We start from the raw sequence: 25,349 nt of genomic DNA on the forward strand, positions 1-25,349 counted from the left end.
GGCATTCCCACCATCCAGTCGTTCCTCGCCATCGAAGGAGATCTGGCGACCGGTCGACTCGCCCGCATCACGGTCCGCGACCTCAGCATGCCCCGCACCTTGCACGCGATCTGGCACCCGCGCCAGCGACCCCGCCTCGCTGCAGACCTCTTGCCCTGCGGGACTGCTGGGCGTGGGTCATGCGACGGATGCAGCGCAGGAGGACGGTGTCGCCGCCGGAGCCAATGGGCTGGTTAACCCGAGCTAGGCCACCTCACGGTTGTCAACGCGGTGCTACTCCGGCCGAGCGCCGTACTGGCTGCCTACTTGGCGCCGTTGAGGTGGAAGGTCACGGTCTTGATGTTGCTGGCCACACCGAGGGCAGCGAGGTCCTTGGCGTTGACGAGTCCGTCGCCGTTCATGTCGGTGACGACGGCGGGGGCGTCGTCGTAGATGCCGTTGTGGTTGAGGTCGGCGACGACGGCGACGGTGACGGTGGTGTTGATGTTCTGTCCGGCGATGGCGGCGCCGACGATCCAGGTGTCCCAGATCTCGGTCTCTTCGGCGCTCCGGTTGGTGATGCCGGTGAGGTTGAACAGGTTGGCCAGGTTGGTGCCGGGGCCGGAGAAGCCGGGAACGGTGCGGTTCGTGGTCGAGGTCAGGACCACGAGCCCGGGCAGCCGGTCGTCCTGGCCGGTGGAGAAGGTGCCGGGGAACGGGGCGATGTTGTTGTGGGCGGCCGGGCCGGTCAGCTGCAACCCGGTGAAGCCGGAGGCGGTCAGGCCGTCGGGGCCGGTGGCGGGGTAGTCGATGTCGAGGTCGACGAACCAGCCCTTGCCTTCCGTGCCGGCGTTGTCGCCCGAGCTGGGGGCCTGGACGTCGATGTGGACGGGCTGGGAGTGGGAGTCGCCGTTGCCGGAGGCCGCCGTGCCGGTGGTGGTGCCGGTGGTGGTGCCGGCGAAGGCTGAGGGCAGGACCGGCGCGAGGGCGGCGACGCCGACGAGGGCGGCGACGGACAGGATGAGGGTGTGGCGGCGGGGCGAGGTGATCTTCACGGGGTGCTCCTGGCTCGAGGTGGCTGGTGACTGGTGACGCCGAATACGTAGGCGTGTACGGAGGTGTGTACGGAAGCGGTGCGGGTTTGGTTCATCCGGGCAGGGTGGTGGTGTGGGCCAGCTCCTGTCCGTCGGGGCCGAGGACGGTGATCCGGGTCACGTCGGCCGGGGTCACCGAGGTGGCGCCGACGACTGTCACGGTGCCGGTGCCGGTGGCGGCCCAGGTGGCGGCCTGCTCGTGGTGGCCGTCGCGGGCGGTGGTCTGCAGGACGAACGGGCCCCGTACGGGCAGGCCCGACAGGTCGACGGTGAGGGCGCTTCCCCAGGGCTTGACCGTCAGCTGCACGTGCCCGACGGCGGATCCAGCAGTGGCGCTGAGGGCGATCTGCTGACCGGTGGGGCTGGGCTCCCGGGTCAGCAGGGCCACCCCGCCGCCGACGGCGAGCGCCGCCACGGACGCCGCCACCGCCGCCCCCAGGGCCCACCGGTTCCGCTGGCGGCGTCGCTGGTCAGCGATCTGGTGCAGCAGGGCGGGCAGGAGCTCGGTGGGGGTGGGCGGCCGGGGGGGCGCGGCGTCCGTCGGGGGTCGGCGGCGCAGCACCTCGGGCAAGGTGGCGAGGTCGGCGACCTCGTCTTGGCAGGCCGGACACCCCGACAGGTGCTCCTCCACCTGCAGGACGTCGGGCCGGTCCAGGGCCCCGAGCACGTACGCGCCCAGCAGCAGGCGCACGTCCTGGTGGTTCTCACTCATCGGGTCACTCCCATCTCGTCGACGATCACGCGCAGTGCCCGCAGGGCGTAGTAGGTCCGCGACTTCACCGTGCCCGGGGGAAGTCCGAGTTTGGCGGCGGCCGAGGCGACACTGTCGCCCTGGTAGTACAAGGCCTCGATCACCTCACGGTGCTGGGGTGTCAGCCGCTGCAACGCGGCCACGACCAGCCATCCCTCGATGGCACCGTCGAGCTCCTCAGGTGCCTGGTGGGCCTCGAGCCGGGCATCGTCGTTGACGAGTCGGGGTCGGTGTTGGGCGGCCCGCCACTGGTCGGTCAGCAGGTTCCGTGCGACGGTGAACAGGTAGGCCCGGGGGTTGGTGTGTGCGGGGTCGATCTTGTCCAGGTTGCGCCAAGCCCGCAGCAAGGTCTCCTGCACGACGTCCCGCGCCTGGTCGCGGTCGTCGACGTAGCGCAGGGCGAACGCGAACAGCGCGCCGGCGTGGGCGTCGTGCAGTGCGGTCATCAGCTGCTCGTCCGACGGTGCCTGCGGGCTCCTTACCGTCTGCTTGGCGTCCCGCATGCCTGGGTACACGACGAGGGTCGTCAAGCGGTTCACCACCTCGCTCGAGCCCGTCGGCTTACCGGGTGGAATCGAGGCGTGAACCATCCGGGCTCGTCCACCGTGTCACACCGAGACGGTGTCACCCATGTCGGGACGAGTACGGCCCCGGTGGCATCCGAGCGGGCAGGACCCCTGCCCGCTGTTCCCTCTGAAGGAGACGTCATGCGCCTTGTCCATCGATCCCTGTCCCGGCGGGTCACCGCGGCTGGGGCACTCGTCACCGCGGTGGGTGTGGGTTGTGCGCTGTCGCTGGGCGTCGGAGCCGGACCCACGCAGGCTCAGCCGGCCCACCAGCCTCGGGCGGCGGACCCGATCCAGGCTCCGGCCCTGCCCGGTGCGCCGCCGATCGGGCGGGCCGACCGCGTGTACACCGCCGACCAGACCTCGAACACGGTCACCGTGATCAACCCCCGCACCCGCACGGTGCTGGGGACGATCGCCTTGGGGGACCAGCGTCTGGGCGGTGACCTCGGGCCGCAGTACCTGCGCGACGTCGACGTCCACGGCCTCGGCTTCTCCCGGGACGGGCGCTACCTCGATGTGATCTCGGTGACCACCAACACCGTCACGGTGCTGCGGACGGTCGACAACTCCGTGGTGTCCCAGACGTCCGTCGGGCGGGCCTCGCACGAGGGCTTCTTCTCCCCCGACGGAGCCACCGTGTGGGTTGCCGACCGCGCCCTGGCCCAGCTGGACATCGTCGACGCCCTCCACGGCGGGGTCGTGGGGCACGTGGCGACCGACGACGGACCCTCCAAGGTGCTGTTCAGCCCCGACGGGCGCTACGCCTACGTCAACCACCTTCGTTCGGCCACCATCGACGTCATCCAGGTGTCGTCACGCAAGGTCGTCCAGCGCATCACCGGCCTGGCCGACGTGTTCTGCTCCGACATGGCCCTCTCACCCGATGGCGGTGAGCTGTGGGCAGCGCACAAGAAGGTCGGGAAGGTCAGCGTCGTCGACCTGCGCTCCGGGACGGTCACCAGCGTCCTGACGACCGGGGCGGACACGAACCACCCCGCGTTCGTCACCACCCGAGGCGCCGGCTACGTCTACCTGACGATCGGGGGCGAGAACACCACGAAGATCTACCGACGCCGCCCCGGCCACCCCCCCGTGCTGGTCGGTCGCGTCCCCTCCAGCGGGGTCGAGCCGCACGGCATCTGGCCCAGCCCGGACAACTCCACCGTCTATGTCGTCAACGAGCACTCGGACAGCGTCGACATCATCGACACGGCCACCCGCACGCGCACGACCACGTTGCGTGTCGGGCAGGAGGGCCAGGCCCTGGTCTACGTCGCCGGCGCCGTCCCCACCGGCCCGGGCACCCAGAACCTGGTCCGCCAGGGCCTGGGCCAGCCGGTCCGCAACGCCGCGGCCACCGTCACCGCCGGCCCGGGCCACGTCCTGGTCACCGTGCGGGGGGTCAAGGGTCTCGACATGGTCCAGCTCCAGGGCAGCGGCCTGACCCCCAACGCCACCTACACCGCATACGCGAGACGAGGCGACGACCGGGTCCCCCTGATGTCCTTCACCGCCGACGCACAAGGGGCAGCACCGCAGGTCCTGGCCTTCGTGAAGTTCCTCGGCGTCTACGACATCACCACCGTGCAGATCCGTCCCGGGCAGTGACCTCTTGGCGGCCGGGACCACCAGCCGGGTCCGGCCCGTGCGGAACAACCCCGGCGTCCTCGCGAGAGGGCGCTGGCGGGACGGCTCCGACGGGTGACCTCGCGCCCGGGTGAACCGATCGCGGGCGGGGTGCGTATCCCCGGGTATGACGTCGCCGCGTAGCGTGATCCGCGCGCTTCGCGTCATCCGCGTTCTTCCCGTGCTGGCCGCTGTCGTGCTGGCGGTGTCGAGTTGCAGCTCAGGCGCCCATGCCCCTGATTCGACATCGGCCGCTGAACCCGGGGCGTCACCCCAGGTCTCGAGTGCGGCGGCCGGCCCGGTGTCAGTGGCCCCCTCCACCATCAAGACCTACGCCTTCCCCGCCTTCACCGCCTCCCCCGGGCAGACGATCACCCTTCGCGACGAGGACAGCGAGCCACACACCGTGACCGCCGACGACGGTTCCTTCGACTCCGGGACTTCGACACCACCACCCCAGGGACCCTGACCGTCCCCACCACACCGGGCGTCTACCCGGTGCACTGCACCGTGCACCCCTCGATGCACGGCACCTTGACCGTCCACTGAAGCCGCTCCCGCACCCTTTACACCCCTCACCTCCAGGAGATCCCCGATGAACCCCCTCCGCGCCACCCTCACGGTCGCATCAGTCGCCGTGGCCCTCGTCACCGTCAGCGCCTGCGGCTCCAGCGGAACCACCGCACCACCGGCGGCCGCCCCGGTCTCGAGCACCGCGTCCGCCGATGCCTCGACCTCGCCCGCACCATCCACGAGCCCGGCCGCCGCAGCCTCGGGCTCACTCGACGCCGCCAACCAGACCAGCGACGGCAAATCCGTCGTCGTGGCCACCGTCACCCTCGACGCCGCCGGAAAGGGAGGCTGGATCGCCCTGCACGCCGACGCCGGAGGCAAGCCCGGTCCGGTGAAGTACTACGCCGCCGTCCCCGCCGGCCCCTCCACCAAGGTCGTCATCCCGACCCCCGGAGGCATCACCACCGGTGACTACTGGCCCATGCTGCACGTCGACGACCACACCATCGGCACCTACGAGTTCCCCAAGGTCACCGGAGCCGACCTGCCCGCCATGTCCGGCGGAATGGTCGTCATGAAGAAGATCACCGTGACCGTCAAGTAGTCCCGTCCTACCAGTCGACCGCTGCAGCCGCAGACCGTACGGGGTCAGCACGCGAACTCTCCGGCCACGCATCGCCGACCGTTACCTCCGGGGACGGCCGACTCGGCCCACGCACCATCCGCCTCGAGGGAGTCGAGGACACGAGGCGGCGGCTTCTCTCCGACCTGGCCCACGAGCTCCTTACGCCCATCGCGACCCTCAGCGCCTTCCACGAAGGGCTGCACCACTGTGTGGCGACCCTCGGGCCGGAGTCCCGCGCGGTCCTGGCCGAGCAGACCGACCGGCTCGCGCAGTTGGCGGACAACATCGACGAGGTCTCCAGCGCCGAGCAAGGACGGCTGCAGCTCACCCTGCACGTGGCGTACGGAACTCAGACGGCCATCGACGGTCCCGCCGTCAGCCGGTCGACGGCGTCCTGGAGGCGGTCGGCGATGATGCGATCGGGGTCGGCGGTGGCTGCTTGGTAGTGCAGGGCCATGGCGGGTGTGGTGTGGCCGAGTCGGTGTGGCATCTCGCGGACGCTGGCGCCGGACTGGGGTCCGAGAGTGGCGGCGGTGCGGCGCAGGTCGTGCCAGTGCAGTTGGGGTCGGCCGATGGCTTCGCGGGCGGCGAAGAACCCGTAGGCGCCCTTCTGGTAGGTGTTGCCGCCGCGTCGTTCGGTGCGGGCGACGCCGCCGTACAAGGTCGTGGCGGCCATCAGCTGGCTGTCGCGGCCGGAGAAGACGAGGTCGTCTCGGGCGACGGTGGTGCGGGCGGTCGTGGCGAGGTGGTCTCAGATGGCGATGACGACCAGGGCGGGCATGGCGACGTCGCGGACGGCAGCGGCCGTCTTGGGTGGTCCGGCGACCAGGGCGCCCTTGATGCGGATCGCGCCCTGGCGCACACGCAGGGCGCCCGCGTCGAGGTCGAGGTCGAGGTCGCCGTAGGTGGCGAACCACTTCCGCACGGCCAGGGTCGTGATCTCGGTCAGGGGGGTCGCGCCGAAGAGGGGCTCGAGGTGAGGGGTGATGGCGGTGGCGTAGCTGGCGCGCGTGGTGGGGCGCAGGTCGTGGCGGGCGGCGCGCCAGGTGCGGGCAAAGGCTCCGAAGGTGTTGCCGACCCGATGGGCCCTCGGCCAGTCGCTGGCTCTCGCGCCGGGCGGTGGGGGAGGTCCAGGTGCCGGCGTCGAGGAGGCGTCGCTCGTCCACGACCCAGGCCTCGGCGTCGAGACGGGTCGTGAAGGTGCTCGGGGCGTTGTGCCACCGGGCATCGGGGCCGGTAGAGCGTGCCCGGTAGCGCTTGCTGGCCAGGCGCGAGATCGACCCGAAGCTGCGTTTGGCCATCGGTGGTCTCCTTCGTCCCGATGCTCGGGCGGTCGACGAGCCTCGTCAGTCGTGTCAGATTCGTGTCAGATGAGGGTCATGCCGTGTCTCCACCTGTCACCTCGTGTCACCCAACCAGGTCGTCCAAAAAGGTTACAGGGCAACGGGATTCGGTGGGGGTGAACACGTTACCCGAGATCGGAAATCACCCAACCCCGTCTTCGAGTCCCTTCACGTCCACCCTCCCGGCGAGCAACGCATACGATTCGGTGGTGTCGAGCCTCCTTGATCCCCTGTTGAACGCCCCCGCCTGGGTGGTCCTGCTCGTCGTCGGGGCGATCGTCTTCGCCGAGGACGCGCTCTTCGTCGGCTTCGTGCTGCCTGGCGAGACCGCCGCCGTCCTCGGTGGGGTCGCGGCCAACACGGGACACGTGCCGCTGTGGGCGGTGCTCGTAGTCGTCATCGCGGCCGCCATCGTGGGCGACTCGGTGGGCTACGAGGTCGGCAAGCACTTCGGCCCGCGCATCCTCGGCTCGAAGCTCTTCGACAAGCGTCGCGAGGGCCTGGGCAAGGCGCAGGACTTCCTCAAGGAGCGCGGCGGCTGGGCCGTCTTCCTGGGCCGGTGGACCGCCTTCTTCCGGGCCGTGATGCCCGCCCTCGCGGGCACCTCGCAGATGCGCTATCCGCGCTTCCTCGCCTTCAATGCCGCCGGCGGCATCCTGTGGGGCGCTGTGGTCGTCAGCATCGGCTACGTCGCGGGGGCCTCGTACGCCAAGGTCGAGGGCACCTTCGGCCGGTATGCAGCGATCGCCGTGGGTGTCGTGGTCGTCGTCGCCCTCGTCGTGTGGCGGGTGCGCGAGCACCGCCACACCCAGGCCGAGGAGTCGGCCGGCCGGACCGGACAGGCCTAGGCTCCCCGGCATGGCGACCGTCTCGAGCATCCTCATCAACCCCGTGGCCGAGGAGCCGGGTCAGTCGCTCGACAGCGTGGCGGTCGGGGTCGAGGGTCTCGACGGCGACCGTCGCAAGGGGTCACCGGTGCACCTCGTGACCGCGTCCGACTACGTGCTGTCGCACCCTCGGGCCAACCTCGTGATCGACATCGACACGGTCGGGCTCGAGGCCCTGGTGGGCTGTCGGCTGCGCATCGGCGAGGTCGAGCTCGAGGTCACCGGACCGGCCCGCGGCTGTCCGGGCGTCTACGCCGACGTGCCGGTGCCCGGCACGCTGTCCGTCGGCGACGAGGTGACGGTCGGCAGCCCGGCCTCCTGAGCGCCCCCGGGCCAGGCTGTCGCGAGGCCGGTCCACGCGAGCACCGTGAGGTGGCGGGTCAGCTCGGCCCGCGGCATGCCGGCGAGCCCGGCCTCCTCGGCGAGCCAGGCGTCGGCGGCGGCTCGCACCATGCCGACCACCCCACGGGCCCACACCGGCGCCGGTGCGACGTCGTAGCCCGAGGTTCGGAGCGCCTCGTGGAGCACGATCTCGAGCTGGGCGGCGACGTGCCCGGTGACGCTCGAGCTTGGGTCACCGACCGCGTGCCGGTCGCCGCGATCGAGGATGGGCGCGGCCACGACGAAGCGGTAGACCTCAGGATCCTTCTCGACCAGCGCGAGGTACGAGTCGATGGCCGCCGACACGATCTCGGCCGGCGCGGCGTGGAGGGCGACCAGGGGGGTGCCCGCCTCGCCGAGCGCCCGGCCGAGGTCGCGCAGGATCAGTGCGTCGACCCGCTCGGTGACCGCCTGGTAGAGCCCGTTGCGGTCGGTGAAGTGGCGATAGAAGACGGTCTTGCTGGTGCCAGCGGCGAGGGCGATCTCGTCCATCCCGACCCGGGCGCCGTGGGCGCGGATCGCGCGCAGGGTGGCCTCGACCAGCTCCGTGCGTCGCTCCAGGCGGTGCTGGGCCCACCGGGTGCTGCGTCCGTCGCTCGTCACGCTCGAGAAGGTAGCAGGTACCAGGAATATCCGCTACCTTCGGTACTGATAAGTATCCGAGCCGTTCGTGGCGTCACCCACCCTCCTGAAGGAGACCCCCCGTGGCCCGCAGTGCCTCTGCCCAGACGCCCAGCAGCCCGCGCCGCGCCGCCGTCCTCGGAGGCAACCGCCTTCCCTTCGCCCGGAGCAACGGGGCCTACGGCAGGGCCAGCAACCAGGACATGCTCACCGCGACGATCGACGGGCTCGTGGCGCGCTACGGCCTGGCCGGGGAGCGCATCGGCGAGGTCGCCGCCGGCGCGGTCCTGAAGCACAGTCGCGACGTCAACCTCACCCGCGAGGCGGTCCTCGGGTCGGCGCTCGACCCCACCACGCCCGCCTACGACGTGCAGCAGGCCTGTGGCACCGGGTTGGAGACGGTCATCCTCGTCGCCAACAAGATCGCCCTCGGGCAGGTCGACTCGGCCCTGGCCGGCGGCAGCGACACGGCCAGCGACGCCCCGATCGCCCTCAACGAGGACCTGCGCCAGACCCTGATCAAAGCCAACAACGTCAAGACCACCGGCGCGAAGATCAAGGCGCTCGCGGGGGTGCGACCGACCCATCTCGCCCCCGAGATCCCGCGCAACGTCGAGCCCCGCACCGGTCTGTCGATGGGCGAGCACATGGCGATCACGGCCAAGGAGTGGAGCGTCACCCGCGAGGCGCAGGACGAGCTGGCCGCCCTGAGCCACCAGCACCTGGCCGCGGCCTACGACCGGGGGTTCTTCGACGACCTGATGACGCCCTACGTCGGCCTCACCCGCGACAACAACCTGCGCCCGGTTCCTCGGTGGAGAAGCTGGCCACGCTGTCGCCGGCCATCGGCAAGGGCGAGGGCGCGACCATGACCGCTGGCAACTCGACACCGCTGACCGACGGCGCCTCGACGGTGCTGCTCGGTACGGACGAGTGGGCGGCCGCCCACCAGCTCGCGCCGCTGGCCTACGTCGTCGACGGTCGGACGGCAGCGGTCGACTACGTCCACGGCGCCGAGGGCCTGCTGATGGCCCCGGCCTACGCCCTGCCGATGCTGCTCGAGCGCGTCGGCATGACCCTGCAGGCCTTCGACTACTACGAGATCCACGAGGCCTTCGCCCCGACGGTCCTCAGCACCCTGAAGGCGTGGGAGGATCCCGACTTCTGCACGGGGAAGCTCGGCCTCGACGCGCCGCTCGGGTCGATCGACCGCAGCGAGCTCAACGTCAACGGCAGCTCACTCGCTGCCGGTCACCCCTTCGCCGCCACCGGTGGGCGCATCGTCGCCTCCTTGGCCAAGATGCTCCACGAGAAGGGCACCGGCTCGCGTGGACTGATCTCCATCTGCGCCGCGGGCGGCCAGGGCGTCATGGCCATCCTCGAGGGCGCCTGACCGACCCTGTCGCGCCAGCGCTCCATACCGATCTCGTTTTCAGACAAGGAAATCCGTCATGAGTGACACCTACACGCAGTTCGTCAACAGCCCCGTGGGCAAGCAGGTAGCCAGCCGCCTCGGCATCCCCCGCCCGGTGTCGCTGCGGCGATACACCCCCGGCGGCCCGCTGGTCGACGGCCCCGTCGTCGTCGCGGGCTACGGCGACGCCCCCGTGGCCAAGCGGATCACCGCGATGCTCGACGCCGAGGGCCTCAGCACCCTCAGCGAGACGCCCGGCTCCGGCCGGGTGGCCGCGGTCGTCGCGGACCTCAGCGCGGCGACGTCGCCCGAGCACCTCGAGACCCTGCGCGCGATCATCGCGCCGGCCCTGAAGGTGCTGGCTCCGTCGGGGAGGGTCCTCGTGATCGGGGCCTCGTCGGACGAGGCCGGCACCGACCCCGCGCTCGGCGCGGTGCGGCGCTCGCTGGCCGGCATCGTGCGCTCCATCGGCAAGGAGCTGCGTGGAGGCGCGACCGCCAACCTCGTGCTCGTGCAGGACGGTGGCGAGGTCAATGTCGATGCGGCCGTGCGCTTCTTCCTCTCCGGCCGCTCCGCCTACGTCGACGCCCAGATCGTGTCGGTCGGGCCGCTCACCACGGGAGTGGCTCCCGCGCCCGCGGACCAGGCCCGCCCGCTGCAGGGCAAGGTGGCCGTCGTCACCGGTGCCGCCCGCGGCATCGGGGCGTCGATCGCCGACGTGCTCACGCGCGACGGCGCGACGGTGGTCTGCGTCGACCTGCCCCAGGCGGGCGAGGCCCTCGCGACCGTCGCCAACCGCAACGGCGGCTCGGCCCTCCAGCTCGACGTCACCTCGCCCGACGCCGGGGCGCGCATCGTCGAGCACGCCCGCACCCGCCACGGCGGCCTCGACATCGTCGTGCACAACGCGGGCATCACCCGCGACAGGCTGCTCGCCAACACCGACGCCGCGCGCTGGCACTCGGTGCTCGACGTCAACCTCCTGTCGGTGCTGCGCATGGACGAGGCCCTCCTGGCGCCCGGTGCCCTCGACGACGGCGGACACGTCGTCGTCCTCTCGTCGATGTCGGGCATCGCGGGCAACCGTGGACAGAGCAACTACGCCGCGTCGAAGGCCGGGCTCATCGGCATGGTCGAGGCGCTGGGGCGCGACACCGACCTGCGCGAGCGCGGCATCACCGTCAACGCCGTGGCCCCGGGGTTCATCGAGACCGAGATGACCAGCAAGATCCCCTTCGCCACCCGCGAGATGGGCCGCCGCATCAACTCCCTCGCTCAGGGTGGGCTGCCCGTCGACGTGGCCGAGACCATCGCGTGGTTCTCGCAGGACGCCAACGCCGGGGTCACCGGCCAGGTCCTCCGGGTCTGTGGTCAGAGCATGCTGGGTGCCTGAGATGGCGCAGGTGCTCAGCTTCGAGCAGTCACCCGACCTGCGGCCGATCTTCGTCAAGGCCCTCCTCAACGGTCGGTGCACCGCGAAGATGCTGCCCGAAACGGTGGCCGAGCGCCGCGGGGTGGTGGTCGACCTCGGCCACGTCGTCGACTACGCCTGCGTGTGCGGCTTCACCGTCGGCAGCAGCCTGCCCCTGACCTACGTGCACGTGCTCGCGTTCCCGCTGCAGGTGGCGCTCATGTCGCGACGTGACTTCCCGGTGGCCCTGGTCGGCCTGGTGCACGTGCAGAACACCCTCACGTGGACCAGGCCGATCGGCCCCGCGGACGTGCTCGACCTGCGGGTCTCGGCCATGTCGATGCGCTCGCACCGCCAGGGCCGGCTCATCGACCTCGTCAACGAGGTCACGGTCGACGGCGAGCCGGTCTGGACCGCGGTGAGCACCTACCTCGCCCGTGGCAGGGGAGACAACTCGGCGCCGACGGCGGAGGCGTCCGACACGAGCGACCTCGCGGGGCTCGCCGGCGGGGCCACCTGGCGGCTGCCCGAGGACACCGGCCGTCGGTAGGCCGAAGTCTCCGGCGACGTCAACCCGATCCACCTGCATGCCCTCAGCGCACGAGCCCTGGGGTTCCCCACCGCGATCGCACACGGCATGTTCACCTACGCCAAGGTGGTCGCCGCGCTCGGGCCGAAGGTGCCGGCGGCGGGCGAGTCGCACGTGTGGTTCAATGCACCGGTGACGCTGCCGAGCACGGTGCTGCCGAAGGTGTCGGCCGACGGGCATACCGCGCTGGTCCGTCCGGCGAAGAAGCCCGGCGAGCACCTCGTCGTGCGCACCACTGCCGCCTGACCCCCGTTCCAAACTAGGGAAACCCTTGGTTCCGGGCTCCGAACGAGCCCAGAACCAAGGGTTTCCCTGGTTTGGAGCACAGGGGGCGACGCGCATCGTGCCGCACACCCGCGCCTTGACCGGCTTGCCGCCCAGCGAGCACTGGTGGCTCGCCTTCAACACGAGTGATGACACGGGGCCGCCGTCTCGGAGTGAGTAGCCGCGCCGCCCGACATGCGCCGTGGATCACGACCCGCCCACTCACGCTGTACGGGGCACTGGCGCATGTCCGGGGGCGCACCCCGCCGCACCCGCAATGGCGTCGCGGGCGTGGCGCCTCGACGGATAGCCTTGCCGGGGCCGCATCCCGCGGCCGACCCCCGCCTCAAGGAGCCACCCCGTGCCTGCCACCCTCACCGTCCACGTCGTCGGAGACGAGCGATCGGTGGAGCAGGGCACGACGGCCGGTGCGCTCTTCGCGGGCGAGCGCCGCATCGTCGTCGCGCGCGTCAACGGCGACCTCGTCGACCTGACCCACGTGCTGCACGAGGGTGACGCCGTCGAGCCCGTCGCCATCGACTCGCCCGACGGCCTCGACGTGCTGCGGCACAGTGCCGCTCACGTGCTCGCCCAGGCCGTGCAGCAGGTGCATCCCGACGCCAAGCTGGGCATCGGCCCGCCGATCCGTGACGGGTTCTACTACGACTTCGACGTCGAGACCCCCTTCACCCCCGACGACCTCAAGGCCCTCGAGCGGGCGATGCAGAAGATCATCAACGAGGGCCAGACCTTCAGCCGGCGCGTCACCACTGACGACGCCGCCCGCGAAGAGCTCGCCGGCGAGCCCTACAAGCTCGAGCTGATCGGGCTCAAGGGCGGCGGCGGAGAGGTCGCCGAGGCCCAGGAGCTCGGGGAGGGCGCCGACGCCGAGGTCGGCGGGGCCGAGCTGACGATCTACGACAACCACCGCAAGGACGGCGAGCTGGCCTGGCGCGACCTGTGCCGTGGGCCGCACCTGCCCGACACCAAGCTCATCGGCAACGCCTTCAAGGTGACCCGCTCGGCCGCCGCCTACTGGCGCGGGTCAGAGAAGAACCCGCAGCTCCAGCGGGTCTACGGCACGGCCTGGCCGAGCAAGGACGAGCTGAAGGCATACCTCGACCGGCTCGCCGAGGCCGAGCGCCGCGACCACCGCAAGCTCGGCGCCGAGCTCGACCTCTTCTCCTTCCCCGACGAGCTGGGCTCGGGCCTGCCGGTCTTCCACCCCAAGGGCGGCATCATCAAGCGTGAGATGGAGGACTACGTCCGTCGTCGGCACATCGAGGAGGGCTTCTCCTACGTCGGCACACCGCACATCTCCAAGGAGGGGCTCTTCCACACCTCCGGGCACCTGCCGTACTACAAGGACACGATGTTCCCGCCCATGGAGCTCGAGGGCGCGAGCTACTACCTCAAGGCCATGAACTGCCCGATGCACAACCTGATCTTCCGCTCGCGCGGGCGGTCGTACCGCGAGCTCCCCCTGAGGCTCTTCGAGTTCGGCTCCGTCTACCGCTACGAGAAGTCGGGCGTCGTGCACGGCCTGACTCGCGTGCGGGGCATGACGCAGGACGACTCGCACTCCTACGTCACCGCCGAGCAGGCCCCCGGTGAGATCCAGCACCTGCTCGACTTCGTGCTGTCGCTCCTGCGCGACTTCGGGCTCGACGACTTCTACCTCGAGCTGTCGACCCGGGCGACCGAGGGCGACAAGAAGGACAAGTTCCTCGGCTCCGACGAGCAGTGGGAGGTCGCGACCCGGGTGCTCGCCGACGTCGCCACCGCCTCCGGGCTCGAGCTCGTCGCCGACCCCGGCGGGGCCGCCTTCTACGGCCCGAAGATCTCGGTGCAGGCGCGCGACGCCATCGGGCGCACCTGGCAGATGTCGACCATCCAGTACGACTTCAACCAGCCCGCGGGCTTCGGTCTGGAGTACCAGGCCGCCGACGGCACCCGGCAGGAGCCGGTGATGATCCACTCGGCGAAGTTCGGCTCGATCGAGCGCTTCTTCGGTGTGCTCACCGAGCACTACGCCGGGGCCTTCCCGGTCTGGCTGTCGCCGGTGCAGGTCCTGGGCGTCCCCGTCGCCGACGAGTACGCCGACTACCTCCAGTCGGTGCTCGAGACGTTGAAGCGCAAGGCAGTTCGCGTCGAGCTCGACGACTCGGACGACCGGTTCCCCAAGAAGATCCGCAACGCGAGCAAGGGCAAGGTGCCTTTCGTGCTCATCGCCGGCGAGGACGACCGGGCGGCCGGCGCGGTGTCGTTCCGCTACCGCGACGGCTCCCAGCGCAACGGTGTGCCGATCGACGAGGCCGTCGACGAGATCGTCGCCGCCATCGCCGCGCGGGCCCAGGTCTCCACCTCGCCCGTCGTCGGTGGGCCGACCACGTAGGCGCCCACCTCGGTATCAGCGGCGGCCCCTGCCGCCTCCTCACGGGTGTCGTCCACCCGTGAGGAGCCCACCGATGTCTGCCCCTGTCACCCACCCCGTCGTCACCTGCGACTTCCACGTTCCCGGCCACCACTGGTCGGCCGGCTACCACACCGGACGCGACTACGCGGCGGCCGTCGGGACACCGGTCAGGGCCACCCGGGCCGGGACGGTCGTCGCGGTCGGCTCCGACCGCTCCTACGGCACCTCGGTCACCGTCGACAGCGGGGGAGTCCACCACCTCTACGCGCACCTGTCGAGCGCCCAGGTCCGGCGCGGGCAGGCCGTGGCCGCGGGCCAGCGCCTGGGCCTGTCGGGAGCGACCGGCAACGCGTTCGGGCCGCACCTGCACTACGAGGAGCGGGTGTCGCCCTTCGCCTACATGAACCACCGCCGGCCCGAGTTCGACGTCGCCACCTCCCTGCTGAGCCCGGCCCGCCCCGGCCAGCCCGGCCAGCCCGGCCAGCCCGCCGCAGGCACCACCGCCGTGTGGTGGCAGCGCCTGACCTACGGCACGCGCGACTCCGACAGCGTGCGCGCCCTCCAGCGACGGCTCAACGCCCTCGGGGCGCACCTGCCGGTGACCGGCGCCTACCTCGACCTGACCCGTGATGCCGTGCGCGCGTTCCAGCAGCGCCAGGGGTGGAAGGGCGCCGACGCCGACGGTCTGCTCTACGTGCCGAGCCGACGGTCGAGCGGCCAGGTCTCGGTCAGGCGGCTCTTCCCCACGCCGCCCTACGACGTGCACTGGGAACGGCCCTGATCTCGGCGTGCCGAACCGCCCCCGGAGTGGGACGATCCGGGCACGGCCCAGGACGGTCCAGGGCCCCCGCCGTGCGCGGGAGACGTGACGGCCAGCCGGGTCGGTCGGCCGGGAGAGGCACGCGATGTCCGCCAGCCCGAGCAGGAGGGGCCTGACCGCCCTGGCAGGAGGCGTGACCGCGCTGGCCGCGGGCGCGGCATACGGGGTGCCGGCGCAGGCTGCCGGGCTCGCGTACGTGGCGCTCGGCGACTCGTACTCCTCGGGAGTGGGCACCCGGGCCTACCTCTCCGACGGCACGAGCTGCCAGCGCTCGGTCTACGCCTACCCGTCGCTGATCGCGGCCGCCCGCGGCTACAGCCTGACCTTCCGCGCGTGCTCGGGGGCGACGAGCAGCGACGTCTCCCGCACCCAGCTCGACGCGCTGACGACCTCGACCCGGGTCGTGACGCTCACGGTCGGCGGCAACGACGCGGGCTTCGCCTCCGTCCTCACGACCTGCGCCGCACCGAGCTGGCTGACCAACTGCACCAAGGCCGTCGACACCGCGCAGGCGTTCATCGCCGGGACCCTGCCGGCCCGGCTGTCGGCGCTCTACTCCAGCATCCGCACCAAGGCACCCAACGCGGTCGTCGTGGTGTCGGGCTACCCGCGCGTCTTCAACGGGCAGGACTGCAACGCCCTCACCTTCTTCTCCCCCGCCGAGGAGACGCGGCTCAACCAGACCGCCGACCAGCTCGACGGCGTCATCGCCGCCGCGGCAGCGGCCACGGGGGTGCGCTACTCCTCACCGACCTCTGCCTTCGTCGGCCACGCCGTCTGTGGCAGCCCGGAGTGGCTCAACGGGCTGTCCAACCCCGTGACCGACAGCTATCACCCCAACCGGTTGGGCCACGCCTCCGGCTACACGCCGGTGGTGTCCACCATCTTGGGGACGCCGGTCGCGGCCGATACCGCCGTCGTGCGCGCGGCCGAGGCGATGGCTCCGGAGCTCACCGCCCAGTCGGCCCGGTATGCCGCGCGCGACGCCACGGTGACCCCCCAGCCGTTCGTCCTGCCCGACCTCACGACACCGCAGGCCAAGGCGGCCGCCCGCGCGGCCGGGGTCGACCTGTCCGACCCGCGGAGCATCCGCGCAGCCGACCTGCGCTTCGCTGAGGTGCGCTGACCTGCCCTGGGTGCCGGGCGGGGGAGGGGCGGCGGATGTGACCGCTGACGCAGGGCGGCCTTCAACCGCCTCCTGACCCACTAGCCTGCCAAGGGGGCGAGGAGGACCATGCAGGAGACCAGGCAGGGCAGCGACGACGACGGGGTGGTCCCTGTCTTCTTCCTCAGTGACAGCACGGGCATCAGCGCCGAGACGATGGGCAACGCCCTGCTGATCCAGTTCCCCGACGTCATCTTCGAGCGCACCGTCATCCCCTTCATCACGACGGTGGAGCAGGCCCGGGAGGTCGTCGCGATGCTCGACGACGTGATGCGGGGGCCGGTGGTCCCGCTCGTGTTCTGCACCGCGGCCAAGGAGTCGGTGCGCGTCGAGCTGCGCCGCACCTCGGCGCCCGTGATCGACTTCTTCGAGCAGCACATGCAGCCGGTGGAGGCGGTCCTCGGTCGCCGGGGCGTGCGCGAGCCGTCGCGGCTGCACGGCGTCGGTGACATCAAGCGCTACAACAACCGCATGGCGGCGGTGGAGTTCACCATCGAGCACGACGACGGGCAGAGCCTGCGTGCGCTCGACAAGGCCGACGTCATCCTGCTGGCGCCCTCACGCTGCGGCAAGACCCCGACGAGCATGTACCTGGCGCTCCAGCACGGGCTCTTCGTCGCCAACTACCCGCTCGTCGACGAGGACCTCGCCGAGCACGACCTGCCGCGACCGGTGCGCGACTACGCCGACCGGTGCTTCGGCATCACGACGACCGTCGACCGGCTCAGCCGCGTGCGCAACGAGCGGCGACCCGGGTCGACGTACGCCAGCCCGGCCCAGTGCCGCTGGGAGCTGCGTCGGGCCGGCGAGATCTTCGCCGCCCACCACGTGCCCGTCATCGACTCGTCGGCCCGCTCGGTCGAGGAGATCTCGACCCTGGTCATCCAGTCGCTCAAGAAGTCACCCGGCAGCACCGGTAGCCGCCGCACCCCGTACCAGAGAGGCACGTCATGACCCACGCCCCCACCACGGAGAGCCCGACCTCGGCGTCGAGCCCGACCCACCCGAATGTGCGGTGGTTCGCCGACGTGGGCATGGGCGACCTCGACCAGGTCGGGGGCAAGAACGCCTCCCTCGGTGAGATGGTCGCCAACCTGACCGACCTCGGGGTGCGGGTCCCCAACGGCTTCGCGACGACCGCCGACGCCTACCACCGGTTCATCGGTGACACCGGTCTGGCGCAGCGCATCTCGGCCCTGGTCGACGACCTCGACACCGACGACGTGCGACGACTGGCCGTCGTCGGGCGCGAGATCCGCGAGGCCGTCGTGGCCCAGTCCTTCCCCGCAGACCTCGAGGCCGACATCCGCACGGCCTTCGAGCAGCTCGTGGCCGAGGCCTCGTCCGGCGGCGACGGCTCCGAGGAGCCGTCCTTCGCCGTGCGCTCGTCCGCCACGGCCGAGGACCTGCCCGACGCGTCCTTCGCCGGCCAGCAGGAGACCTTCCTCAACGTGCGGGGCATCGACGCCGTGCTGCAGTCGATCCGCGAGGTCTACGCGTCGCTCTACAACGACCGCGCCATCGCCTACCGCGTGCATCATGGCTTCGCGCACGGCGACGTGGGCCTGTCGGCCGGGGTGCAGCGCATGGTGCGCTCCGACATCGGCTCGTCCGGTGTGATGTTCACCATGGACACCGAGTCGGGCTTCGCCGACGCCGTCTTCGTCACCTCGGCCTTCGGGCTCGGCGAGGGCGTCGTGCAGGGCGCGGTCAACCCCGACGAGTTCTACGTCTACAAGCCCGCCCTGCGCGCGGAGCGCCCGGCCGTGCTCAAGCGCGGCATCGGCGGCAAGGCGACCAAGATGGTCTACACGCAGGACACCACCGTCGGGCGCACCACCGAGTTCGTCGAGGTCGACCCGGCCGACAGCGCGCGCTTCAGCCTCACCGACTCCGAGGTCGAGGAGCTGGCCCGCCACGCCCTCGTCATCGAGGACCACTACGGCCGACCCATGGACATCGAGTGGGGCAAGGACGGCATCGACGGCCGGCTCTACGTGCTGCAGGCGCGCCCCGAGACGGTGCAGTCACGTCGGACGGGGGCCCTCGAGCGCTTCCGGATGGACCCCCGGGTGACCAAGGCGGCGTCGGTGCTCGTCGAGGGCCGCGCCATCGGTCAGAAGATCGGCGCCGGCGCCGTGCGGGTCATGCGCTCCATCGACGAGATGCACGACTTCCAGGAGGGTGAGGTGCTCGTCGCCGACATGACCGACCCCGACTGGGAGCCGATCATGAAACGGGCCTCGGCCATCGTCACCAACCGGGGCGGCCGCACGTGCCACGCCGCGATCATCGCCCGTGAGCTGGGCATCCCCGCGGTGGTCGGCACGGGCAGCGGCACCAAGGACCTCGCCGACGGCCGCGAGGTCACCGTCACCTGCGCCGAGGGCGACACCGGCCTGGTCTACGAGGGCATCCTGCCCTTCGACATCGAGCGCACCGAGCTCGACTCGATGCCCGAGCTGCCGGTCAAGATCATGATGAACGTCGGCACCCCCGAGCAGGCCTTCGCCTTCGCCGCCCTGCCCAACGCCGGTGTGGGGCTGGCCCGGCTCGAGTTCGTCATCAACCGCCAGATCGGCATCCACCCCAAGGCGCTGCTCGACCTCGCGGCCGACCCGCACTCGCTGCCCGACGCCCTGCGCGACGAGATCGCGCAGATCACGGCGGCGTACGCCGGGCCGCGCGAGTTCTTCGTCCAGCGGGTCGCCGAGGGCATCGCCATGATCGGGGCGGCCTTCGCCCCCCACCCCGTCATCGTGCGGCTGTCGGACTTCAAGTCCAACGAGTACGCCAACCTCGTCGGCGGTGAGCGCTACGAGCCCGACGAGGAGAACCCGATGATCGGCTACCGCGGCGCCTCGCGGTACCTCTCGCCGGACTTCGCCGAGTGCTTCGCGATGGAGTGCGAGGCGATGCGCTTCGTGCGTGACGAGATGGGCCTGACCAACGTGCAGGTCATGATCCCCTTCGTCCGCACGATCAAGGAGGCCAAGGGCGTCATCGAGCTGCTCGGCAGGAACGGCCTGGTGCGCGGCGAGAACGGCCTCAAGGTCGTCATGATGTGCGAGGTGCCGTCCAACGCGGTGATCGCCGAGCAGTTCCTCGAGCACTTCGACGGCTTCTCGATCGGCTCCAACGACATGACCCAGCTGACCCTCGGGCTCGACCGCGACTCGGCCCTCGTGGCCGATGGCTTCGACGAGCGCGACCCCGCTGTGCTGCACATGCTGAGCCTGGCCATCACGGCCTGCAAGAAGCTCGACAAGTACGTCGGCATCTGCGGCCAGGGCCCGTCCGACCACCCTGACCTCGCCCAGTGGCTGCTCGACCAGGGCATCGAGTCCATGTCGCTCAACCCCGACACCGTCGTCGACACCTGGCTGCGTCTGGGCGGTGTGGGTGTCGACGCCTGACCCCGTGGTGTCGCGGGTGACCCTGCCGTCCCTGCTGGTCCTCGACGGGGGCCTGTCCAACGCGCTCGAGGACCGCGGCGCCGACCTGTCGTCGGCGCTGTGGACCGCGCGGCTCCTGCGCGACGACCCGCAGGAGGTCGTGGCCGTCCACCGTGACTACTTCTCGGCCGGGGCCGACGTCGCCACGACCGCCAGCTACCAGGCGAGCGTGCCGAGCCTCGTGGCCGCCGGCTTCGACGAGCAGGAGGCGCAGGCGCTGATCCGGGCCAGCGTGAGCCTGGCCCGGCAGGCCCGCGACGAGGCCGCCCAGGACGGTCGCCGCCTCTTCGTCGCAGCCTCCGTCGGCCCCTACGGCGCGGTGCTGGCCGACGGGTCCGAGTACCGCGGGGACTACGGCCTCAGCGCTGCGGCCCTGCGCGACTTCCACGGCCCCCGCCTCGAGCTCCTCGCCTCAGCCGGCCCCGACCTCATCGCCGTCGAGACCATCCCCGACGTGCGCGAGGCCGAGGCCCTCGTGCCGCTGCTCGACGAGCTCGGCCTGCCTGCGTGGGTGTCCTACTCCGTCGACGGCGGACGGACCCGCGCGGGGCAGAGCCTGCAGGAGGCGTACGACGTGCTGGCCGGCAGCACCGCCGTGGTCGCCGCCGGCGTCAACTGCTCCGCTCCCGCCGACGTGCTGGACGCCGTCACCACGGCTGTCGCCGCCACCGGGCGGCCCGCCGTCGCCTACCCCAACCGGGGCGAGACCTGGGACGCCGCCACCCGCACCTGGCTCGGGGACGGCAGCTCGCCGACCGAGCTCGCTCGGGCCTGGGTGGCAGCGGGGGCAGGGTTCGTGGGCGGGTGCTGCCGGGTCGGACCGGCCGACATCGCCGAGCTGGCGGTGGCCCTCTCACCACTGCGAGGCACGTCCGGGTAGCGTCCACGGCATGAGCAGCGGCCTGAGCAGCGTCCCCGAGTCCGTCCTCGAGGGGGCCACCGGCCCCGACGTGACCCTCGTCGTGGTCACCCGCACCGTGATCGCCGACGCCGTCGTCGCCCTCGCCGCCACGGTGGGTCTGACCACCCAGGTGCTCGACGACCACGACGGCCCGGTCGCCGAGGCCCTCGCCGCCCTGGCGCCCGGGCCGCGTCACGCCGTGGTCCTGACCGACCACGACGCGCCCGGGACCGCCGAGGTGATCCGCGCCGCGCTGGCGTCCGGTGCGGGCTACGTCGGGATGATGGGCAGCCGCTCGCGCGCGCGCGGCGTCTTCGAGGCGCTGCGGGCCGAGGGGCAGACCGACCCGGCCCTCGAGCACCTCCACGTGCCCGTGGGGCTCGACACCGGAGGGCGCACGGCAGGGGAGATGGGCCTGTCGGTCGTCGCCGAGGTGGTGGCCTGGGCCAACGGCAAGCTGGTGCGGGCCGGTGACCGCAGCGGGCTGGCGGCGCCGTGAGCGACCACGCACCCGACGGGCCTGGGCCACGGCCGCAGCCCGGGGCTGGTCCCGCGACCGAGCACGAGCGCGACTTCGCCGGCGATCCCGACGGCTTCCAGCGGCTGTGGACCCCGCACCGCATGGTCTACATCGGCGGCGACCGGCCGAGCGACGAGGCGGGTGACGGGTGCCCCTTCTGCCTCGCGCCGACCCGCACCGACGAGCAGGGTCTGATCGTCCACCGCGGCGACCACTGCTTCGTGGTGATGAACCTCTTCCCCTACAACGCCGGCCACGTGCTGGTCTGCCCCTACCGCCACGTCTCGCTCTACGTCGACCTGACCGACGACGAGACGTACGAGTTCACCCGCCTGACCAAGCAGGCCCTGCGCGCGCTCGAGCGGGTGTCGGCTCCGCACGGGTTCAACCTGGGCATGAACCAGGGGGCCGTCGCCGGGGCGGGCGTGGCCGCGCACCTGCACCAGCACGTCGTCCCCCGCTGGGGTGGTGACGCCAACTTCCTCCCCGTCGTGGCCCAGACCAGGGCCCTGCCGATGCTGCTGGAGGACGCCCGCTCCCGTCTCGCCGCAGCGTGGGGGCTCAGCGAGGTGGCCCACGGCCACTAGGCTGGGCTGGACATGCTGAACCGAGCCCTGCGCGAGTCCTGGACCAAGGTCATGACCCCGCCCGCCAAGCTGTTCCTCGCGATGGGGATCAGCCCCGACGTCGTCACCGTCGTCGGCACGCTCGGTGTGTGCGCAGGAGCCCTGGTCTTCTACCCCTTCGGGCACTTCTTCTGGGGCACCCTCGTCGTGGTGCTCTTCATCTTCAGCGACAACGTCGACGGCGTGATGGCGCGGCTCCAGGGCCGCCAGGGCCCGTGGGGTGCTTTCCTCGACTCGACCCTCGACCGGGTCGCCGACGCGGCCATCTTCGGTGGCCTGGTCATCGGCTTCGCCCGCAGCGGCCCCCAGAACAACCTCCTGTATGCCGCCCTCGCCCTCGCCTGCCTCACCTTCGGCATGGTGGTGAGCTACGCCAAGGCCCGCGCCGAGGGGCTCGGCATGACGGCCAACGTCGGCATCGCCGAGCGGGCCGACCGGCTGTTCGCCGTGCTGCTGGCCACCGGGCTGGTCGGTCTCGGGCTGCCGGTCGCCGTGCTCGGGTTCGTGCTCGGGCTGCTCGCCGTCGCCAGCCTGGTGACCGTGGTGCAGCGGATGCTCACGGTGCGCCAGCAGGCCTTCGCGGCTCTCGAGCGCCCGGCTCCGTGACCGACCGCGCCCGCGACGGCCACCTGACGCGGCTGCGCGCCCGGGTCGTCGACCGGGCGGTCGTGCTGGGCTACCGGCTCGGGTGGGGCGCGGTGCGCGCCCTGCCGGCGAGGGCCGCATACCGGATCTTCGACGTCATCGCCGACCGCACCGTCGCGCGTGCGGGCAGGGGCGTGCAACGCCTGCGCGCCAACTACGCGCTGGTGCGGCCCGAGCTCGACGGCGCAGGGCTCGACGCCCTCGTGCGCGAGGGCATGCGCTCCTACCTGCGCTACTACTGCGACTCCTTCCGGCTGCCTGACCTGGCGCCCGAGGTGCTCGCCCGCTCGGTGCGGCTGACCGGCGACGAGCACTGCCGCGAGGTGCTCGACGCCGGCGGATCGGTGGTCGCCTTCCTCGGGCACCTGGGCAACTGGGACCTCGCGGGGGCCTGGTCGACCAGCCAGCTGGCGCCGGTGACGACGGTGGCGGAGCGGCTGCGGCCGACCGAGGTCTTCGACGAGTTCCTCGACTTCCGCACCTCGCTGGGGATGAGCATCCTGCCCCTCGACGGCGGCGCCGAGACCTTCGCCGGGCTGCGTCGCGCCGCCACGCAGGGGCAGTTCATCTGCCTGCTGGCCGACCGCGACCTGAGCGGCAGCGGCGTGCCGGTGCAGCTGTGCGGCCACCCCGTCAAGATGGCCAAGGGGCCGGCGGCCCTCGCCCTGGTGACCGGCGCCCCGCTGTATGCGGTGTCGATCCACTACGAGCGCAACTCCGTCGTGCCGGGCAGCGGCTGGGGCGTGGTCTGCGAGTTCTCCGCGCTCATCGAGGTGCCGACCTCCGGCACGACCACGCAGAAGGTCGCGGCCATGACGCAGGCCTGCGCCGACCACCTGGGCGAGGGGATCCGCTCGCGCACGAGCGACTGGCACATGCTCCAGCGGGTCTTCACCGAGGCGGAGCCGCCCGTCGCCGCACCGGCGGGGCCCTGATGCGCATCGGGCTGGTCTGCCCCTACTCCTTCGACGTGCCCGGGGGCGTGCAGTTCCACGTGCGCGACCTGGCCGAGGTCTTCCTCGCGCAGGGTCACGACGTCAGCGTGCTGGCGCCCTCCGACGAGGACACGGTCCTGCCGCCCTACGTCGTGAGCGCCGGACGGGCGGTCCCCATCCGCTACAACGGGTCGGTGGCCCGGCTGAACATGGGCCCGGTGAGCGCCGCGCGGGTCTCGCGCTGGCTCGACGACGGCGACTTCGACGTGCTGCACCTGCACGAGCCGATCACCCCGAGCATCTCGATGCTGGCGATGTGGGCGGCCGAGGGCCCGATCGTCGCCACCTTCCACACCTCGAACCTGCGCTCACGGGTGATGCAGGCGGCCTACCCCATCGTGCGGCCGAGCCTGGAGAAGATCACCGGGCGGATCGCCGTGTCGGAGGATGCCCGCCGCACGGTCACGACCCACGTCGGCGGTGACGCCGTCGTCATCCCCAACGGCGTCTTCGTCGACCGCTTCGACCTGGCCGAGCCGAGGCCCGAGTGGCAGGGCACCTCCGAGCGCCCGACGATCGCCTTCCTGGGGCGCATGCTGGAGCCACGCAAGGGGCTGCCCGTGCTCGCCCGGGCCCTGCCCACCGTGCTCGCGGCGGTGCCGGGGCTGCGGGTGCTCGTCGCGGGGCCGGGGGACGCCGACGAGGTGCGGGCCGACCTGCCCCCCGAGATCGCCGCGGCCTGCGAGTTCCTCGGCGCCGTCACCGACGAGGACAAGGCCCGGCTCCTGCGCTCGGTCGACGCCTACGTCGCGCCCAACACCGGGGGTGAGAGCTTCGGCATCATCCTCATCGAGGCCATGAGCGCCGGGGCGGCGGTCCTCGCCAGCGACCTCCCGGCGTTCGTGCGCGTGCTCGACGACGGTCAGGCCGGCATGACCTTCCGCAACGAGGACCCCGACGACCTGGCCCGGGCCCTGCTCGCTATGGTGCACGACCCGGTCGCCCGGGCGGCCGTCGCCGCGCGGGGACGCCGCCGGGCCGACACCTTCGACTGGTCGGTGGTCGCCGCCGACATCATGGCGGTCTACGAGACCGTCACCGCAGGAGCCTCGATCGTCCACTCCTCCGGCGGCTCCTCGCCGCGCTGGGCCCGCCTGCTGCGCGGCCGGAGCAGGTCGTGACCACCCTCGACGTCATCGCGTTCGCCGCGGTCGTCCTCATCGCGTTGGCGTGGTTCCTGTCCTACAGCGCGGCCCGCCTCGACCGGCTGCACGGCCGCGTCGAGGCCACGTATGCCGCCCTCGACGCCCAGCTCGTGCGTCGCGCCGAGGCCACCCTCGAGCTCGCGACCTCGGGCCTGCTCGACCCGGCCTCCGGGCTGGTGCTCGCGGCGGCCGCGGCCGACTCCCTGGCCCATGCCGACGACAGCGACGAGCGGGAGCGGGCAGCCGTCGAGTCCGACGTCACCGAGGCGCTGGCTGCGGTGCTGACGCCCGAGGTCGTCGACGAGCTGCGGGCCGTCGACGGGGTGCCTCACGACGGTCTCGACCGCATCGGCGCCGCCGGCACGCGGGTGCAGCTGGCCCGCCGGTTCCACAACGACGCCGTCAGTGACGTGCGCCGGGTGCGCCGCAAGGGCGTCGTGCGGGTCTTCCGTCTGGCCGGGCGCGCCGAGCTGCCCGACAGCATCGACTTCGACGACGCCCTGCCCTCGCCGCTGCGTGACTGACGCGACCCCAGAGACCGCCCGACCACGCGGGAGGGGTGGGGCCGGTCCGAACTACGATGGGCTCATCGGC

At 71.8% G+C, this 25,349-nt stretch carries 26 protein-coding genes and 2 pseudogenes; 22 read left to right on the plus strand and 6 right to left on the minus strand.

What is annotated here, in order from left to right; translation table 11 throughout:
- Positions 1 to 302: 302 nt before the first annotated feature.
- The 3 genes from V3N99_00015 to V3N99_00025 all read right to left on the minus strand — a co-directional run bounded on the left by V3N99_00015 (position 303) and on the right by V3N99_00025 (position 2,270).
- Entirely contained in the window at positions 303 to 1,034 is a 732-nt protein-coding gene (locus V3N99_00015) for a hypothetical protein (GenBank protein ID MEO3935120.1), read from the minus strand.
- Between the two features lie 91 nt (positions 1,035 to 1,125).
- Positions 1,126 to 1,785, minus strand: coding sequence for a zf-HC2 domain-containing protein (locus V3N99_00020; GenBank protein MEO3935121.1), 660 nt, complete (start codon positions 1,783 to 1,785; stop codon positions 1,126 to 1,128).
- The gene (locus V3N99_00025) at positions 1,782 to 2,270 is read right to left on the minus strand and encodes a sigma-70 family RNA polymerase sigma factor (GenBank protein ID MEO3935122.1); all 489 of its coding nucleotides are present in this window, start codon (positions 2,268 to 2,270) and stop codon (positions 1,782 to 1,784) included. The genes V3N99_00020 and V3N99_00025 overlap by 4 nt, the downstream gene beginning before the upstream one ends.
- Before the next feature lie 261 nt (positions 2,271 to 2,531).
- Between V3N99_00025 and V3N99_00030 the strand changes: the two genes are divergently transcribed.
- The 4 genes from V3N99_00030 (at position 2,532) to V3N99_00045 (ending at position 5,603) form a co-directional block, all read left to right on the plus strand.
- A complete protein-coding gene (locus tag V3N99_00030; GenBank protein MEO3935123.1) occupies positions 2,532 to 4,001 on the plus strand; it encodes a YncE family protein in 1,470 nt (489 codons plus the stop codon).
- 319 nt (positions 4,002 to 4,320) lie between these two features.
- Positions 4,321 to 4,488: a hypothetical protein gene (locus V3N99_00035; protein MEO3935124.1), complete on the plus strand. Its 168-nt coding sequence runs from the start codon at positions 4,321 to 4,323 to the stop codon at positions 4,486 to 4,488.
- 126 nt (positions 4,489 to 4,614) lie between these two features.
- On the plus strand, positions 4,615 to 5,136 hold the full coding sequence (locus V3N99_00040; protein MEO3935125.1) for a hypothetical protein: 522 nt from the start codon (positions 4,615 to 4,617) through the stop codon (positions 5,134 to 5,136).
- Between the two features lie 116 nt (positions 5,137 to 5,252).
- Positions 5,253 to 5,603: a histidine kinase dimerization/phospho-acceptor domain-containing protein gene (locus V3N99_00045; GenBank protein MEO3935126.1), complete on the plus strand. Its 351-nt coding sequence runs from the start codon at positions 5,253 to 5,255 to the stop codon at positions 5,601 to 5,603.
- Here the strand turns inward: V3N99_00045 and V3N99_00050 are convergent.
- Both V3N99_00050 and V3N99_00055 read right to left on the minus strand, forming a co-directional pair.
- Positions 5,507 to 5,833 (minus strand): hypothetical protein, encoded by a 327-nt coding sequence (locus V3N99_00050; protein MEO3935127.1) that lies wholly within the window; start codon positions 5,831 to 5,833, stop codon positions 5,507 to 5,509. The genes V3N99_00045 and V3N99_00050 overlap by 97 nt on opposite strands.
- Before the next feature lie 75 nt (positions 5,834 to 5,908).
- Entirely contained in the window at positions 5,909 to 6,385 is a 477-nt protein-coding gene (locus V3N99_00055; GenBank protein ID MEO3935128.1) for a hypothetical protein, read from the minus strand.
- A gap of 324 nt (positions 6,386 to 6,709) precedes the next feature.
- On the opposite strand from V3N99_00055, the gene V3N99_00060 reads away from it, so the two are divergent.
- Both V3N99_00060 and V3N99_00065 read left to right on the plus strand, forming a co-directional pair.
- Positions 6,710 to 7,348: a DedA family protein gene (locus V3N99_00060; protein ID MEO3935129.1), complete on the plus strand. Its 639-nt coding sequence runs from the start codon at positions 6,710 to 6,712 to the stop codon at positions 7,346 to 7,348.
- Between the two features lie 10 nt (positions 7,349 to 7,358).
- The gene (locus tag V3N99_00065; protein ID MEO3935130.1) at positions 7,359 to 7,709 is read left to right on the plus strand and encodes a hypothetical protein; all 351 of its coding nucleotides are present in this window, start codon (positions 7,359 to 7,361) and stop codon (positions 7,707 to 7,709) included.
- On the opposite strand, the gene V3N99_00070 is transcribed toward V3N99_00065, so the two are convergent.
- Positions 7,637 to 8,371, minus strand: coding sequence for a TetR/AcrR family transcriptional regulator (locus tag V3N99_00070; GenBank protein ID MEO3935131.1), 735 nt, complete (start codon positions 8,369 to 8,371; stop codon positions 7,637 to 7,639). The two genes, V3N99_00065 and V3N99_00070, sit on opposite strands and share 73 nt — an antisense overlap.
- Before the next feature lie 101 nt (positions 8,372 to 8,472).
- Here V3N99_00070 and V3N99_00075 point away from each other — a divergent pair.
- The 16 genes and pseudogenes from V3N99_00075 (at position 8,473) to V3N99_00150 (ending at position 25,279) form a co-directional block, all read left to right on the plus strand.
- A pseudogene (locus tag V3N99_00075) lies at positions 8,473 to 9,782 on the plus strand (acetyl-CoA C-acetyltransferase).
- A gap of 58 nt (positions 9,783 to 9,840) precedes the next feature.
- A complete protein-coding gene (locus V3N99_00080) occupies positions 9,841 to 11,196 on the plus strand; it encodes a 3-oxoacyl-ACP reductase (protein MEO3935132.1) in 1,356 nt (451 codons plus the stop codon).
- Complete coding sequence (locus V3N99_00085) at positions 11,189 to 11,764, plus strand: hypothetical protein (protein MEO3935133.1); 576 nt, start codon at positions 11,189 to 11,191, stop codon at positions 11,762 to 11,764. Before V3N99_00080 ends, V3N99_00085 begins: the two co-directional genes overlap by 8 nt.
- Positions 11,765 to 11,776: 12 nt before the next feature.
- Positions 11,777 to 12,049, plus strand: a pseudogene (locus tag V3N99_00090) (MaoC/PaaZ C-terminal domain-containing protein).
- A 379-nt stretch (positions 12,050 to 12,428) separates the two neighbouring features.
- Positions 12,429 to 14,462 (plus strand): threonine--tRNA ligase, encoded by a 2,034-nt coding sequence (gene thrS / locus V3N99_00095; GenBank protein MEO3935134.1) that lies wholly within the window; start codon positions 12,429 to 12,431, stop codon positions 14,460 to 14,462.
- Positions 14,463 to 14,535: 73 nt separating this feature from the next.
- Complete coding sequence (locus V3N99_00100; protein ID MEO3935135.1) at positions 14,536 to 15,264, plus strand: peptidoglycan DD-metalloendopeptidase family protein; 729 nt, start codon at positions 14,536 to 14,538, stop codon at positions 15,262 to 15,264.
- Positions 15,265 to 15,388: 124 nt separating this feature from the next.
- On the plus strand, positions 15,389 to 16,429 hold the full coding sequence (locus V3N99_00105; protein ID MEO3935136.1) for an SGNH/GDSL hydrolase family protein: 1,041 nt from the start codon (positions 15,389 to 15,391) through the stop codon (positions 16,427 to 16,429).
- A gap of 108 nt (positions 16,430 to 16,537) precedes the next feature.
- Positions 16,538 to 17,422 carry a pyruvate, water dikinase regulatory protein gene (locus V3N99_00110; protein ID MEO3935137.1) on the plus strand — a complete coding sequence of 295 codons (885 nt, stop codon included), beginning with the start codon at positions 16,538 to 16,540 and terminating at the stop codon, positions 17,420 to 17,422.
- Complete coding sequence (ppsA, locus tag V3N99_00115) at positions 17,419 to 19,884, plus strand: phosphoenolpyruvate synthase (protein ID MEO3935138.1); 2,466 nt, start codon at positions 17,419 to 17,421, stop codon at positions 19,882 to 19,884. Before V3N99_00110 ends, ppsA begins: the two co-directional genes overlap by 4 nt.
- Positions 19,871 to 20,803 (plus strand): homocysteine S-methyltransferase, encoded by a 933-nt coding sequence (mmuM, locus tag V3N99_00120; GenBank protein ID MEO3935139.1) that lies wholly within the window; start codon positions 19,871 to 19,873, stop codon positions 20,801 to 20,803. Before ppsA ends, mmuM begins: the two co-directional genes overlap by 14 nt.
- Positions 20,804 to 20,813: 10 nt before the next feature.
- Positions 20,814 to 21,323: an XdhC family protein gene (locus V3N99_00125; GenBank protein MEO3935140.1), complete on the plus strand. Its 510-nt coding sequence runs from the start codon at positions 20,814 to 20,816 to the stop codon at positions 21,321 to 21,323.
- Entirely contained in the window at positions 21,320 to 21,931 is a 612-nt protein-coding gene (locus V3N99_00130) for an HIT domain-containing protein (GenBank protein MEO3935141.1), read from the plus strand. The genes V3N99_00125 and V3N99_00130 overlap by 4 nt, the downstream gene beginning before the upstream one ends.
- Positions 21,932 to 21,943: 12 nt before the next feature.
- Positions 21,944 to 22,576 (plus strand): CDP-alcohol phosphatidyltransferase family protein, encoded by a 633-nt coding sequence (locus V3N99_00135; protein ID MEO3935142.1) that lies wholly within the window; start codon positions 21,944 to 21,946, stop codon positions 22,574 to 22,576.
- Positions 22,573 to 23,550: a phosphatidylinositol mannoside acyltransferase gene (locus V3N99_00140; protein MEO3935143.1), complete on the plus strand. Its 978-nt coding sequence runs from the start codon at positions 22,573 to 22,575 to the stop codon at positions 23,548 to 23,550. Before V3N99_00135 ends, V3N99_00140 begins: the two co-directional genes overlap by 4 nt.
- A complete protein-coding gene (locus V3N99_00145) occupies positions 23,550 to 24,731 on the plus strand; it encodes a glycosyltransferase family 4 protein (GenBank protein ID MEO3935144.1) in 1,182 nt (393 codons plus the stop codon). The genes V3N99_00140 and V3N99_00145 overlap by 1 nt, the downstream gene beginning before the upstream one ends.
- On the plus strand, positions 24,728 to 25,279 hold the full coding sequence (locus tag V3N99_00150) for a hypothetical protein (protein MEO3935145.1): 552 nt from the start codon (positions 24,728 to 24,730) through the stop codon (positions 25,277 to 25,279). The genes V3N99_00145 and V3N99_00150 overlap by 4 nt, the downstream gene beginning before the upstream one ends.
- Positions 25,280 to 25,349: the final 70 nt, after the last annotated feature.

Source organism: Dermatophilaceae bacterium Soc4.6, from assembly GCA_039889245.1.
Classification (GTDB): domain Bacteria; phylum Actinomycetota; class Actinomycetes; order Actinomycetales; family Dermatophilaceae; genus Lapillicoccus.